This is a genomic window from Citromicrobium bathyomarinum (assembly GCF_038594605.1).
In the GTDB taxonomy this organism is placed as follows: Bacteria; Pseudomonadota; Alphaproteobacteria; order Sphingomonadales; family Sphingomonadaceae; genus Alteriqipengyuania; species Alteriqipengyuania bathyomarina_B.
Genome location: NZ_JBCFZM010000001.1, coordinates 1,269,673 through 1,284,084, shown reverse-complemented (window position 1 = coordinate 1,284,084; position 14,412 = coordinate 1,269,673). Strand labels below are relative to the sequence as shown.

Annotated in this window: 9 protein-coding genes; 5 read left to right on the top strand and 4 right to left on the bottom strand. The window is 64.1% G+C overall.

The annotated features are described in order from the left end of the window. The first annotated feature begins 104 nt into the window (after positions 1–104). The 3 genes from AAG612_RS06220 (at position 105) to AAG612_RS06210 (ending at position 6,150) form a co-directional block, all read left to right on the top strand. Positions 105–1,415 carry a sulfotransferase family protein gene (locus tag AAG612_RS06220; RefSeq protein ID WP_342508306.1) on the top strand — a complete coding sequence of 437 codons (1,311 nt, stop codon included), beginning with the start codon at positions 105–107 and terminating at the stop codon, positions 1,413–1,415. Between the two features lie 250 nt (positions 1,416–1,665). Continuing rightward, a complete protein-coding gene (locus tag AAG612_RS06215) occupies positions 1,666–3,246 on the top strand; it encodes a hypothetical protein (protein WP_342508304.1) in 1,581 nt (526 codons plus the stop codon). A 132-nt stretch (positions 3,247–3,378) separates the two neighbouring features. Then, entirely contained in the window at positions 3,379–6,150 is a 2,772-nt protein-coding gene (locus tag AAG612_RS06210) for a TonB-dependent receptor domain-containing protein (protein ID WP_342508302.1), read from the top strand. Between the two features lie 85 nt (positions 6,151–6,235). On the opposite strand, the gene AAG612_RS06205 is transcribed toward AAG612_RS06210, so the two are convergent. Beyond that, the gene (locus AAG612_RS06205; protein WP_342508300.1) at positions 6,236–6,910 is read right to left on the bottom strand and encodes a winged helix-turn-helix transcriptional regulator; all 675 of its coding nucleotides are present in this window, start codon (positions 6,908–6,910) and stop codon (positions 6,236–6,238) included. Positions 6,911–7,137: 227 nt separating this feature from the next. Here AAG612_RS06205 and tdh point away from each other — a divergent pair, with 227 nt between their 5' ends. Beyond that, positions 7,138–8,163, top strand: coding sequence for an L-threonine 3-dehydrogenase (gene tdh, locus AAG612_RS06200; protein WP_342508298.1), 1,026 nt, complete (start codon positions 7,138–7,140; stop codon positions 8,161–8,163). 10 nt (positions 8,164–8,173) lie between these two features. Then, the gene (kbl, locus tag AAG612_RS06195) at positions 8,174–9,358 is read left to right on the top strand and encodes a glycine C-acetyltransferase (protein WP_342508295.1); all 1,185 of its coding nucleotides are present in this window, start codon (positions 8,174–8,176) and stop codon (positions 9,356–9,358) included. 84 nt (positions 9,359–9,442) lie between these two features. Here kbl and AAG612_RS06190 read toward each other — a convergent pair whose 3' ends face one another. From AAG612_RS06190 to AAG612_RS06180, 3 genes are all read right to left on the bottom strand, one after another. Further along, the gene (locus AAG612_RS06190; RefSeq protein WP_342508293.1) at positions 9,443–10,735 is read right to left on the bottom strand and encodes a sugar MFS transporter; all 1,293 of its coding nucleotides are present in this window, start codon (positions 10,733–10,735) and stop codon (positions 9,443–9,445) included. A gap of 86 nt (positions 10,736–10,821) precedes the next feature. Beyond that, positions 10,822–13,188 (bottom strand): glycoside hydrolase family 3 protein, encoded by a 2,367-nt coding sequence (locus tag AAG612_RS06185; protein WP_342508291.1) that lies wholly within the window; start codon positions 13,186–13,188, stop codon positions 10,822–10,824. Between the two features lie 87 nt (positions 13,189–13,275). Beyond that, positions 13,276–14,334, bottom strand: a complete 1,059-nt coding sequence (locus AAG612_RS06180; protein WP_342508289.1) for a LacI family DNA-binding transcriptional regulator — start codon at positions 14,332–14,334, stop codon at positions 13,276–13,278. Between the last annotated feature and the right edge of the window lie 78 nt (positions 14,335–14,412).

Sequence of the window (14,412 nt, the reverse complement as noted above, 5' to 3'; positions counted from 1 at the left end):
GCAGGGCCGCCCGCAGGCTGCACAAGGTTAGGTTGGGCACAAAATCCGTCGCCGCACCGTTGTGGCGATTACGCGCGCATGTTCAGGGTTAACGGCGGAATATAATGACGTACTTGGCGGCGCCGAAGCGCACCCCCTTCATCGATGTTCTGCAAGGCGCGATCGGGCTGGGCCGGAAACTGGGAGTCGTCGCGCCATCCACGCTGGAGAAAGACGCGCTGATGTCTGCCGCGGTCGAGCAGACCGGGCTCGACGATTTCGGCGATCCCTGGTTCACGGGGCCGTTTTCGGTGCTGCTCGACTCGATCCGCGAGGAAGCGCGATTGAACAGGGCGGGCGAGTTTGCCGCGCGGCTGCAATTCGGGAAGGTCCTGGCCGACAGGCTGACCGCGATCGAGTGGTACAAGCGCCGCCCGGAAATCCTCGAACGTTCGATTCCGCGCCCTGTCGTGATCGTCGGCCCGATGCGGTCGGGCACCACGCGGCTCCACCGGCTGCTCGCGAGCGACCACCGCTTCAGCCACATGCGCAGCTTCGAGACGATCTCGCCCGTCCCGCGCCTCGATTTCGAAAAGGTGCTGGCGCGGAAGAAACGCGATTTCCGGCCCATCCTCGCCAGCCGCGTGATGCGCATTGCGCGGCTGGCCAATCCGCGCACGCTTTCGATCCATCCGACCGGCCCCTTCGAGCCCGAGGAAGAACTCGGCCTGCTGGTGAATTCGATGTACGGCATGAAGCACGAGGCGCAGTGGCGCGTGCCGACCTATGGCCGCTGGTGCGAACGGATCGACGCGACGCCCGCCTATCGCCACCTCGCGGACCTGCTGCGGCTGGTCGGCTGGTCGCAGCAGGTGAGCGAAATCCGGCCGTGGATCCTCAAGACGCCGCAGCACATGCTGGACCTGCCCGCCTTGATGGAGGTGTTTCCCGATGCGCGGATCATCTTCACCCACCGCGACCCCAAGAAGATCGTCGGCAGTGCAGCCTCGCTCGCGTGGAACCAGACCGCGATCTATTCCGACGATGTGACCCCCCACGATGTCGGGCAGGAATGGCTGCGCAAGAGCGTGCTGCAGGTGGAGCGGATGATGGCGGCGCGATCGCTCGTGCCCGCCGACCGGCGGATCGATGTCGGCTACGAAGCGATGGATCGTGATTGGCAGGGCACGATGGCGCGCATCTACGCCTTCCTCGATCTCGACATGGCGCCTGCCATGTCCGCGATGCAGAACTACGTGGACCGATCGCGGCGCCTCAAGCGAACGCCGCACAGATACAGCCTCGAGCAGTTCGGACTGGATGAAGGCGAGGTGCGTGCGCGGTTTTCCGCATATGCGACTCGCTTCGCGATTCCCGAGGAAACCGGCCAGCCCGGCGCTGTCGCCACGGCGCGGCGGGCCGGGGGCGCTGCCTGAGCCGCGCCTGGTCTCCGGACCATCGCCTCTCGCTGCAGTGATTATTTCGCCGAAATCGACACCCGGCCCGGGGTAGATTCGCCGCGCAAAGCGCGGAGCGCCGTGCGTGACATACAACTGTCACGGTATGGCCCTCAAACTGTCACGGGCAGGCCCCGAAAGTGTCATTCCAAACTTCTAGCGCCCCTCCTGCGATCAATACTCGCGTCCGCATGTTCGATTCTTCGGTTTTTTGAGGGGACCGCTCGCTGTGAAAAATCTCCATCGCTCGCTCATCATCGGTTGCAGCGCGCTGGCACTTGCCGGCTGCGGCGCAGACGAAATCGTTTCGCCCGGCACGGGCGGCAACGTGACAATCAACAACCCGACGCCGGCCCCGACGCCGACCCCGTCGCCCACCCCGACGCCCGGCGTCGTTGCAGCCGATAACTGCCCGCAGATCGCGAACCCGATCGGCCTTTCCAACATCGGCACGATCACCGGCCCGACCGGCAGCTATCGCCGCTGCCTGATGCCGTCGACCTTTACCGTTTCGTCGACGCTTCCGCGCATCGAAGGCGTGCTTTACGAAATCAACGGCCAGACCGACGTCGGTATCGACCAGGGCTTCGCAGCCGCTCCGGGCCAGGCCAGCGTGACGCTGAGCATCGAGCCGGGCGTGATCGTCTTCGCTGCCGGCAACGACTTCCTGAACGTCACCCGTGGCAACCAGATCTCGGCCAATGGCACGTCCAGCCAGCCGATCATCTTCACCAGCCGCAACAACATCGAAGGCACCACCGGCGAGGATAGCTCGGGCCAGTGGGGCGGCGTGATCCTCTCGGGCCGCGCTCCGGTGACCGATTGCTTCCTCGGCAGCGAAGCCGCCAACACCTGTCAGCGCCGCGTCGAAGGTGCGACCAACCAGATCCTCTACGGCGGCAACGATCCCGCCGACTCGTCCGGCTCGATGAGCTTCGTGCAAATCCGCTTCTCCGGCTTTGCGCTGGCAAATGGTGACGAGCTTCAGTCGCTCACCACCGGTGGCGTCGGTTCGGGCACGAGCTTCTCCAACATCATGACCTACAACAGCTCGGACGATGGCGCTGAGTTCTTCGGCGGCGTCGTGAACGGTCGCCGGTTCATCATGGTTGGTGCGGAAGACGATTCGCTCGACACCGATACCGGCGTGAAGGCGCAGTTCGACGAATTGCTGGTCGTGCAGCGCGCAACCGCTTCGGACACCGTCATCGAACAGGATTCCGACGGCAACGAAGAATCGGCTCCGCGGACCAACACGCGCATCAACAACGCGACCTTCGTGGTGAACAGCGCAAACGGCGATCGTGCCATCCGTATTCGCGGTTCGAGCGATTTCGCGCTCTACAATTCGCTGATCTGGGATCGTGCGGGCAATAACGGCGGCTGCCTCAACGTGCAGGGCGTTTCGCCGACCCGCGCTGCGGACGCTACCATCGACGAAGCCGGCCCGACCGTCTTCAACTCGGTCGCGCTCGATTGCGTCACGAATTTCCGTGGCGGCAGTGGCAGCACGGCGGCGCAGGTCGAAGCCAATTTCAACGCGGGCGCGGGCAATGACGCGAGCTTCACCAACACCCTACAGCGCCTGCCCGGCGTGACCACCGGTGCACCGTTCATCAACGGCGCGAACGAAAACGGCTATACGCCGATCTTCGCCTTTGCCTCGTCGAGCTTCTTCAGCGCTCGCGGCTACATCGGCGCGATTCCGAGCGTTGCGGGCAACTGGGCCGAAGGCTGGACCTGCAACTCGGCTACCGTCGTGCTGGGCACCAGCAACACCGGTAGCTGCGACACGCTGCCGACGTCCTGATCGGAGCGATGGAGAAGGGGTGCCCGGCCACTGTGGCCGGGCACCCCTTTCCCGCAATCACCTACACTTCGGCTCGCTTTTGCCGAATGCGCCCAGTTTCACGGACCTTAAGCATTGAGGGGGTCTCATATCATGTCCACCGGTAAGCAGTTGGCAGGGCTGCTCTTGCTCTCCACCGCGCTCACCTTCCCGGGTGTCGCTTTCGCACAAAGTTCGTCGGGCAATACGGCTTCGCAGCCCGAGGTCGAGACGCCCGCCGAGGAACCGATCAATCCGGAGGACAACGACGACATCGAGCCCGCGCAGGGTGACGTCGATGTTTCCATTCCCGGCGGCAACATCATCACGGTTACCGGTCGCCGCGGCCCGCGCGATGTGACGCGCAGTTCGGCGCAGGTCGTTTCCGTCCTCAGTACCGAAGACATCGCACGCACGGGCGAGGGCGATATTGCCGGCGCACTGAGCCGTGTGACCGGCCTTTCCAACACCGGCAACGGGCGCGTGTTCGTGCGCGGTCTGGGCGATCGCTATTCCTCGGCGCTCCTGAACGGCCTGCCGCTGCCTTCGCCCGAGCCGCTGAGCCGCGTGGTTCCGCTGGATATCTTCCCGACCGACGTCATCGCCTCTTCGCTGGTGCAGAAGAGCTATTCCGCGAACTTTCCCGGTGAATTCGGTGGCGGCGTCATCAACCTGACGACGCAGGCCATCCCCGACGAGAGCTTCCTCGAAATGAGCCTCGGCGTCAGCGGCGATACGGAAACGACCTACGAAAACGGCCTGCTTTACTACGGCAGCGATTTCGACTGGTTCGGCTTCGACAATGGCCGTCGCGATCCGCCGCCGATCCTCGAGAATTACCTCAATGGCACGGTCGAGCTCGAAAGCCTGACGCTCGCCGAGCGCCAGTCGATTGCCGGCACGCTCAACAAGCCCAATCTCCTGCTGCTGCAGAAGACCGATAACCTGCGGCCGAACTTCTCGGGCGGCCTGACCGGCGGTACAAGTTTCTTCGTGGGCGACGATGCCGAACTGGGCGTCATCGCGACCGTGAACCTGAGCAACTCGCTGAACAATCGCAACGTCACCAATCAGACGCCCGTGCGTCAGGCCGATGTGACCCCGGCCGACGATTTCCGCCGCTTCGTGACCGATAATCGCGTTCTTGCGAACGGCATGCTCGGCTTCGGTCTGGAATTGGGCGACCAGAAAATCCGCTGGACCAACCTCTATATCCGCGACGTCCTCAAGCAGGCCTCGCTGAACCAGGGCACGATCATTTCCGGTTCGGGCAATGACGGGTTCGACGTGATCAATCAGCAGAATGCCTGGTTCGAACGGCAGCTGATCGATACGCAGCTCGTCGGCGAGTTCCAGTTCGCGGGCGTCTCGATGGATGTTCGCGCGGGCTATGCGCAGACGGACCGCGAAAGCCCGTACGAATACAGCTTCACCTACGTGCGGACGAACAATGCGAACAGCCCGTTCGGCGACTTCTTCATCAACCCGCTCGACAACAACCTGCCGGGCGGGGAAGCGAGCGTTTCGTTTTCCGATCTGACCGAGCGCAACTATTACGGTGGGCTGGACCTGACCGTGCCGCTGACCGACGCTTTCTCGGTGACCACGGGTATCGCGTACAATGATACGGACCGCTATTCGGAACGGCGTTTCTTCCAGTTCAGCGCGCCGAGCAACTTCCCCAACGGGATCGCCCTGTTGCGCCCCGACCTGCTAATTACGCCGACGATCATCGAAGCGTCGAACATCCCCGGCTTCGTGCGCCCCGGCGTCAACGCGCCGATCGATCTGCGCGAACTGACCGAGGATACACCCGCCTTCGACGCCGGGCTGGAAATCCTCGCGGCATACATCAAGGGCAACCTCTCGTTGCTCAACGGGCTGACCGTGGATGCGGGCGTGCGCTTCGAGGATGCCACGCAGACGGTTACGCCGGCGCAGATATTCGAGAACCAGCCGAACCTCGATGCGTTCACGAACATCTCGAACGACTATTTCCTGCCTGCAGCCACGATCACCTATCAGTTCGACAACGGGCTGCAGCTGCGTGCGAGCGCATCGAAGACCATCGCGCGGCCGCAGTTCCGCGAATTGCTGCTGCAGACCTATACCGATCCGGGCAGCCAGCGTTCGTTCAGCGGTAACCCCGCATTGCAGGACAGCGAGCTGTTCAATGCCGAAGCGCGGGCCGAATATTACTTCGGACAGCGCAGCCGGGTGTCGCTTGGCGGGTTCTACAAGAAGATCGACAATCCGATCGAAATCTTCTCGCAGTTCACCGACAATACGCAGTCGAGCAGCTTTGCCAATGCGCCCGAAGCGCAGCTCTACGGCGCCGAAGCGGAGTTCGTGTACAACTACGACCTGATCGACTGGGGCGGCTTCTTCGAAAGCAAGCGCGCGCTGTTCATTGCGAACTACACCTACACCCAGTCCGAACTGAAGATCGGACCGGACGACACTACGCTGGTCCCCACGACCGGCTCGACCCCGATCGAAGTCGCGGCGAATAGCCTGTTCCGCGATGGCGATCCGCTGACCGGCCAGTCGGACCATCTGGTGAACATCCAGGTCGGTCTGGAAGATACCGACCGGCTGAGCCAGATCACCTTGCTGTTCAACTACGCCAGCGAGCGGGTGGCCAGCCGCCTTGGTAACAATGCCGGTGGGCTGCCCGACGAGATCGAAGAGCCGGGCATCAGCCTCGATCTGGTGATCCGGCAGGGCATCGCACTCGCGGGTGTGCCGCTGGAGCTCAAGTTCGAAGCCCGTAACCTGACGGGGACCGACAAAAGCACCTTCATCGCGAACGACAGCGGTCGGGTAGACACCAACAGCTACGATATCGGGCAGAGCTTCGGCTTATCGGTTTCGGCGCAATTCTGATCGGCTGCCAAAGCGATCGATGACGCAAGACAAGGGCTCGCGGGGATATCGCGGGCCCTTTTCCGTTTGGTCCGCCGCAAAGCGATCAGTCGCCGAGATCGAGGACGTAGCCTGCCTTGCGGACGGTTCGGATCGGATCGGGTGCGCCCGCCGCACGCAGCGCACGGCGCAGACGGCCGATCCACACATCGACCGTGCGTTCGTCGATCGGCGGTTCGAGCTTGCCCATCCCGGCGATCATCCGCTGGCGCGACACGATCTCGCCGTGCCGCGTCAGCAGGTAGCGCAAAAGCCGAAATTCGTTGGGGCTGAGCGCAACCGGCTCGCCATCCCAGCGGGCCTGCTGAGCCGCTGGGATCACCTCCAGCAGCCCATGGCGCTCGCGCGGGGGAGAGCGGCGGATGCCGCGTTGCGATTGGAGGGCGAGGATCCGGTCGAGGACGCCGTTGCGGTCGATCGGGCCGAGTACGTAGTCGTCCGCGCCCGCCTGAATGGCGCGTCGCCGGTCCTCATCGTCGTCACGCTCCAGCACCATGGTAACATGCGCATCGCTCAGGCGTTCGTCCGCCCGCAGGCGTCGGACCATCGCGAGGCCGGACATCTCGGGCGTGATCCAGTCGACGAAGATCCAGGTCGGGCCGTCGACCAGCTCGTCCGGGCCGCCAGGGCCGATCCTCTGGTAATCGAACAGCCGGTCCTCCCCGCCTTGCGAGTCGGCACCGGGGAGGGTCCCCGTCAGCAGGATATTGACCTTGCGCATGGCTCTGGCGCCCCTTCGTCGTGCGCACATCTGCCGTGCCCTTGTGACCGGTTCGTGACGTCCATGCGACCGGGCGACGCAGGGCGCAGTCGGAAGTGTCGGCTCTGCATGCGGGCGGCGCTGACGCTACGTCATATGCATCCGGAACGGGAGCCGCGATTGGCGGTTGGACTGGCGCGCAAAACCACTAGTAGGGCGGTCACGGTTCGACAGGAGACAAGCAACCGATGAAAAGTCTGGTCAAGGCGAAGGCACAGCCGGGCCTCTGGATGGAGGACAGCGCCAAGCCTGAGATGGGCATCAACGATGTGCTGATCAAAGTGCGCCGGACCGCGATTTGCGGCACCGACATGCATATCTGGAAATGGGACGAGTGGGCGCAGAAGACGATTCCCGTGCCGATGATCGTCGGCCACGAATTCGTTGGCGAGATCGTGGATGTCGGCGACAATGCCGGAGATTTCCAGCTCGGCCAGATCGTTTCTGGCGAAGGCCACGTGGTCTGCGGGCAGTGCCGCAACTGCATGGCGGGCCGCCGCCACATGTGCGCTTTTGCCGAGGGGATCGGAGTGAACCGGCCGGGCGCCTTTGCCGAATATCTCGCGCTGCCCGCCGCCAATGTCTGGGTGCACGACCCCAAAATCGACCTCGACATTGCCGCGCTGTTCGATCCCTATGGCAACGCCGTTCACACCGCCTTGCAGTTCGATGTGCTGGGCGAGGATGTGCTGGTGGTCGGCGCGGGGCCGATCGGCATCATGGCGGCTGCCGTGTGCCGTCACGCGGGCGCGCGCCATGTCGTGGTCACCGATCTCAACGACGATCGCCTTGCGCTGGCGAAGAAGATGGGCGCGACCCGCACGGTCAACGTGACGCGCGAGAAGCTGGAGGATGTGCAGGCCGAGCTCGGCATGACCGAAGGCTTCGACGTCGGGTTGGAAATGTCGGGCAGCGAACCCGGCTTCGCCTCGCTGATCGACAATATGTGCCACGGTGGCAAGGTCGCGATCCTCGGCCTGCCCGCGGGAGATGTGCGGATCGACTGGCACAAGGTCATCTTCAACATGCTGACGCTCAAGGGCGTGTACGGGCGCGAGATTTTCGAGACGTGGTACAAGATGTCGGTCTTCATCCAGAGCGGGCTCGACCTCTCGCCGATCATCACCCACCGCCTGCCGGTCGACGACTTCGAGCGGGGCTTCGAAGCCATGCTTTCGGGTGAGGCCTGCAAGGTCGTGCTCAACTGGGAATAGAGAGACGAATATGTACGGAGACTTCCAGGCCCATATCCAGGCCGAACTCGACGAGATCGAGGCGCAGAACCTGACCAAGAACGAACGCTTCATCGCTTCGCAGCAGGATGCGAAGGTCGAGGTGGACGGGCGCGAGCTGATCAACCTGTGCGCCAACAACTACCTCGGTCTCGCCAATCACCCCGAAGTGATGGCGGCAGCGCGCGAGGGGCTGGACGAGCGAGGCTTCGGCATGGCCTCGGTTCGCTTCATCTGCGGCACGCAGGACATCCACAAGCAGCTCGAAGCCGAACTCTCCGACTTCCTCGGCATGGAGGACACGATCCTCTATCCCTCATGCTTCGATGCCAATGGCGGGCTGTTCGAAGTGCTGCTGGGCGCGGAAGACGCGGTCATCTCCGACGAGCTCAACCATGCCAGCATCATCGACGGCGTGCGGCTGTGCAAGGCGCAGCGCTATCGCTACAAGAACAACGACTTGGCTGATCTCGAGGCGCAGCTGAAAGCCGCCGACGAGGCGGGGGCGCGCTTCAAGCTCATCACCACCGATGGCGTGTTCTCGATGGATGGGCACATCGCCCAGCTCGACAAGATCTGCGACCTGGCCGAGCAGTACGGCGCGCTGGTTCACTTCGACGATTGCCACGCCACCGGCTTCCTGGGTGAAACGGGGCGCGGGACGCACGAATATCGCGGCTGCATGGGCCGGGTGGACATCACCACCGGCACGCTGGGCAAGGCGCTGGGCGGGGCGAGCGGCGGCTATACCTCGGCGAAGAAGGAAATCGTGGCGCTGCTGCGTCAGCGTTCGCGGCCCTACCTGTTCTCCAACACGGTGGCCCCGCCGGTGGTCGCGGGCAGCCTCAAGTCGATGGAACTGGTCCGCGAAGGCACTGCGCTGGAGCGCCTGCGCCGCAATACCGCGCGTTTCCGGCAAGGGCTGGAGGAGCTGGGCTTCGACCTGATCCCGGGCGAGCACCCGATCATCCCGATCATGTTCTACGACGCCGACAAGGCCAAGCGCTTCGCCGCCGCCGCGATGGACGAGGGCGTCTATGTAACCGCGTTTTCGTACCCGGTGGTGCCCAAGGGCAAGGCGCGCATCCGCACGCAGATGTCGTCCGCGCTTAGCGAACAGGACGTCGATACCGCGCTGGCCGCGTTCGGCCGGGCCAAGCAGGCCAGCGGCACCTAAGCCGAGGCCGAGGCAGGATAAGGAAAGGGCGGCAGCGGAGGGGTAACCTCTGCTGCCGCCCTTTTCATTTCGTAGCTTCGAAGATCAGGCCGGTCGGCGGGCGTAAAATCCGAAGCCGGCGATGATGGCATAGCAGATCGCGGGCAGGGTCAGCGCGATGGCCAGGCTGCCGCTGGTATCGGCGACGACGCCGAACAGCAGCGGCACGACCGCGCCGCCGAAGATCGCCACGTTGATGATGCCCGATCCGTCCGCCGCGCGCGGGCCCAGCTTTTCGCAGGCGAGCGAGAAGATCGTCGGGAACATGATCGAGTTCATCAACCCGCAGGCGAGCAGTGTGTAACCCGCCACTTCGCCCGAGGTATTGGCCGAGATCGCGATGAGCAGGATCGCGACGCTCGCATTGAAGGCTAGAATCTTGCCCGGCGAGAAGATGCGCAGGAAAACCGAACCGATGAAACGGCCGACCATCGCACCACCCCAATAGAGCCCGATCATCCAGCCGATGACGCTTTCGGGCTCTCCCAGCACACGCTCCTGCGCGAGATAGTTGATGATGATCGAGCCGATCGAGACCTCGGCGCCGACATAAAGGAAAATACACAGCGCACCGTAGCCGAAGCGGGTGCGCTTGAGCAGGTCGAAACCGGCGAGCCCCGACGATGCTTCGTGCTTTTCGCCTTGCAGACGATTGCGGAACATCCACACGGCAAAGGCGACGAGTCCGATCAGGCAAGCAACGCCGAGATAGCCCTGCCAGATCGCTTCGCTTTCCGCAGCGCGATAGGCGGCCAGTTGCGCGCCCGAAAGATCGTCGGCACTCATATCTGCAAGGCTGCCGAGGATCACCGCTGCGCCGACAATCGGGAAGACGGTGGTGCCCAGCGAGTTGAACGCCTGCGCGAAGGTCAGACGGCTGTGCGCGGTCTTCTGCGGGCCCAGCAACGAGATCAGCGGGTTGGCCACGACCTGCACGATCACCACGCCACTGGCGAGAATGAACAGGGCGCCGAGGAACAGGGCGTAGGTCGCGGTCTGCGATGCCGGTATGAACAGCAGACACCCCAGGATCATGAGGCAGAGCCCCGCTACCGCGCCGCGCATGTAACCGATCCGCTTGACCAGCTTGGCGCCGGGAATGCCGATCAGCAGGTAGGCCGTGAAGAAGCAGAACTGCACCAGCATCGCTTCGGTGTAGTTGAGCGTGAACAGCTCTTTCAGCTTGGGGATGAGCACATCGTTGAGCGAGGTGATCCCGCCGAAGATGAAGAAAAGCCCGAAAACGAAGAACTGCAGGCCCGGCGCATTGATATGCGTGTCGTCATCCTCGATCGGTCGAGGGTCCGTACTGCTCGAAACTTCGGGTGCCAACGCCATCTTTTTCTCTCCCTAACCCGCGTTCGGTCGTCTCTCGGACCTGCGCGAGCGCCAAAATCCCTAGGCTAATCAAAAAGTAATCTCAATCAGAACGAACACTGCGCGCCGTCTTCGGAGTCGAAGCGTTCGATCGTTGCAATGCGGATAGTGAAAACGGTTTCAGAAGCAAAGCCGATTGTGTTTCCGAGCGTCCCCGCGCACGCCTCGGTCAGCACCATTTCGCGCCAGCTCTTGCCCTCGGCCACGATCATTTCCTGCGTGATGTCGATGCGGCGATCGCCGATCAGCAGGGTGACCGGGGCGGTTGGCTTAGCGCTCACTTCGTAGGTGATGCGATAGGCGCCGGTGTTATCGCCCGACTGCACGAGGCGCAGGCTCGATCCCGGCGCGAAGGTGATTTCGCGCGCGTCCTCCTGCGCCTCCCTGTCGTATCCGCGCGCAGTGATCCCGCCCGCATTGCCGATGAGGTTGGGCAGCGCGCCTTCGCCAGCATTGGCAACCACGCCGTCGGCGAGGCGGCCCGATCCGAACAGCTCGCGCGAAGGCCCTTCGGCGAGCGCCGCGCAGGTCTCGTCGAGCGTGGGCAGAGCGCTGGTGTCGCCCAGCGAGCGGCCATAGCCGAAGGGGAACAGCGCGCCCTCGGCGGAATTGAGCGGCATGCCGGTGCAGTTCGCAGGCCAGCTGAAGGAGAGTTTGCCGGTCGCGGGCCGCTTGCCGAACAGGATATCGGAAACGCCCGCGCCCTCGCTACCCGGAAGCCAGCTTGCGACGAAGGCATCGGCGGCGTTGAGTTCGCGGTTCACCCACATAGGGCGACCCGACAGGAACACCGCCACCGTCGGCACACCAGCCGCATCGAACTTGCGCAGCAGCTCCAGCCCCTCCTCGTCGCGGAAGGCGAGGTCCTTCCGGTCGCCAGCGAACTCGGCATAAGGCGCTTCGCCGAAGACGACGATTGCGACATCGAAATCTTCCGCCGGTGCGGCGCCGTCTTCGGAGAGGGTCGCGCGGCCGCCGCTGGCCAGCGCCTCGGCTGCAATGGCCTGGTAGATCGAAGTCGCGCCGGGGAAGCGATCATTGTCGAGATCGCCACCGCCCTGCCACGTCAGCGTCCAGCCGCCCGAGGCCTGTGCGATGTTGTCTGCTGCGGTGCCCGCTACGAGCACGTGTGCGCCGGTTTTCAACGGCAGTACGCCGTCGTTCTTGAGAATAACCTGCGACTTCGCAACCGCCTCGCGCGCCACTGCACGATGCGCGGCACTGCCCAGCTTGGCATAGTCGCCCGCATTGGCGCGCTGCGACGGGCGCGGCCCGTCGAGGATACCGGCGCGCAGCTTAGCGCGCAGCACACGGCCGACCGCCTCGTCGAGACGCGCCATCGGGATCGTGCCGTCCTTCACCTGCGCGACGAGGTTTTCGAGCAGCGCCTTCCAGTCGTCGGGCACCATGTAGATGTCGAGCCCGGCCAGCAGCGCCTGCGGGCAATCGACATTGGTGCAGCCCTTGATCTGCCCGTGCCCGTTCCAGTCGCCAACGACGAGCCCGTCGAAGCCCAACTCGCCGCGCAGCACGCCGGTCAGCAACGCCTCGTTGCCGTGCATCTTGCGCCCGTTGATCGAATTGAAGCTGGCCATGATGGTCTGCACGTCCGCGTCGATCGCGGCGGGGTAGGGCACGGCGTGGATCGCCTTCAACTGCTCGATATCGCCGTTGACGTCGCCCTGGTCGACGCCGCGTTCGGTGCCGCCATCGCCAAAGAAATGCTTCGCCGTGGCGAGCACGCGGCCCTGGCCGAGGAAGTCGTCGGCGCTCCTGCGGCCCTGCAGCCCCTCGACCAGCGCGGCGCCCATCTGCGCGACAAGCTGCGGGTTTTCGGAATAGCTTTCGTAGGTCCGGCCCCAGCGATCGTCGCGTGCGACGGCGACGGTGGGGGAGAAGTTCCAGTCGATGCCGGTCACCTCGATCTCGGTCGCGGTGGCCGCGCCGATCTGGCGGACGATCTCGGGATCGCGCGTCGCGCCGAGCGCGATATTGTGCGGAAATATCGTTGCGCCGACCACGTTGGTGTGGCCGTGCACCGCATCGGTGCCCCACATTACGGGGATCGCAGGCTCATCGCCGGGCAAGGGCCTGGTCGAAGCGACCCACATCTCGTCGGCCAGCTTCAGCCATTCGGACGCAGGCGCATATTCGTCGCCGTAGGGGCCGCCATTGCCGCCATTGAGGTAGCTGCCGAAGCGGTAGCGTTCCATGTCGGCAGCGGTGAACGAATTGATCTGCGGCTGGATCAGCTGCGCGACCTTGCGTTCAAGGCTCATGCGCGACAGCAGGTCTGCGATCCGTGCCTCTTCGCTGGATTGTCGGGTCGGGATGCTCGACGCGGGCGCAATCTGCGCCTGACTGCACGCCGCGACGCTTAACGTGCAGGCGAGCGCCACTAGCTTAAGACGCATTACAATCCCCCGTACTTGCTATTCTTGTGAACGTTATCAAATTTCTGACATGCGCGGGTCGCGGATGCAAGCCTGCTTCCCGTAGCGTCAGGTTTCGGCGGGTGCGGGCCCGGTCGATCCCCGCTCGATCAGGGCCGCTTCGATGACTTCGGTTTCTCCCGCCGGGGTTTTGCCCTTGTTCGCGGCGATCAGCAGTTCCACCGCGCGCGATGCGGTCGCCGCGATCGGCTGGTCCACGGCGGTCAGCGGCGGCTGGCTGAAGATCGCCATCGGCGTGTTGTCGAAACTGATCACCGACAGGTCGCCGGGAATGGCAAGCCCGCGTTCGGACGCCAGATCCATCGTCGCCATCGCCATCTGATCATTGCTCGCGAGGATCGCAGTGGGGCGGGGATCGCGAGCCAGCAGCGCTTCGGCAGCAATGCGCCCTGACGCGTAGCTGAAGTCGCCCGGCTCCCGGAGGTTGTCGGTGGGAAGGCCCGCCTCGTCCATCACCGCGCGCCATCCGTCTTCGCGCCATGAACTCAGCGCGTATTCGGCGCTGCCCCGGATGAAGCCGATTCGGCGATGGCCAAGATCGATGAGGTGGCGGGTCGCAAGGCGGGCCGCGCCGTCATCGTCCATCACGAGCGAGATGCCCGAACTGGTATCGCGCGAGCCAATCCGTGCGAAGGGCACGCCGCGATCTTTCAGAAGGCCGGTTATCAGCGGATTGTCTGAGTGTGGCGGGGTGAGGATGATGCCGTCGGGCTGGAGCGCGATCAGCGCAGCGTCGATCTCTCGCTCGACGTGATCGGAATGGGTGTCGACCAGCTCGATGATCATGCGATAGCCCAACTCGGCGCTCTTGAGCATGCCGCCCAGCAGCATCTGGTCGACCCAGTCGGTGCCCTGCCGCGCCTGCCAGTCGGCGATCGTGCGCTCGCGGTCGTTGAGCGCGAGGATCAGGTAGGATCGCGATCCGCTCATCCGCCGTGCCGCGATCGAGGGCACGTAGCCGAGCTTGGTGATCGAGGTTTCGACCCGCTTTTTCATCTCGGGCCGCACATTGGGCTCGGCATTGATGACACGGCTCACCGTCTGCAGGCTTACGCCGGCATCGGCCGCAACATGCTTGATCGTGACTGCCTGGCGCCGTCTCGCCATGATTACCCCGGTCTTGCGCCCGGCCGACGGGAAGCCCCGACCGCCGGCATACAGTATTTCATTTCCCGGCCTGCGCGA

Coding starts and splice junctions, on each gene's coding strand:
- AAG612_RS06220 (WP_342508306.1), top strand. CDS start 105: ATGACGTACTTGGCGGCGCCGAAGCGCACCCCCTTCATCGATGTTCTG.
- AAG612_RS06185 (WP_342508291.1), bottom strand. CDS start 13,188: ATGCGTCTTAAGCTAGTGGCGCTCGCCTGCACGTTAAGCGTCGCGGCG.
- tdh (WP_342508298.1), top strand. CDS start 7,138: ATGAAAAGTCTGGTCAAGGCGAAGGCACAGCCGGGCCTCTGGATGGAG.
- AAG612_RS06210 (WP_342508302.1), top strand. CDS start 3,379: ATGTCCACCGGTAAGCAGTTGGCAGGGCTGCTCTTGCTCTCCACCGCG.
- kbl (WP_342508295.1), top strand. CDS start 8,174: ATGTACGGAGACTTCCAGGCCCATATCCAGGCCGAACTCGACGAGATC.
- AAG612_RS06205 (WP_342508300.1), bottom strand. CDS start 6,910: ATGCGCAAGGTCAATATCCTGCTGACGGGGACCCTCCCCGGTGCCGAC.
- AAG612_RS06180 (WP_342508289.1), bottom strand. CDS start 14,334: ATGGCGAGACGGCGCCAGGCAGTCACGATCAAGCATGTTGCGGCCGAT.
- AAG612_RS06190 (WP_342508293.1), bottom strand. CDS start 10,735: ATGGCGTTGGCACCCGAAGTTTCGAGCAGTACGGACCCTCGACCGATC.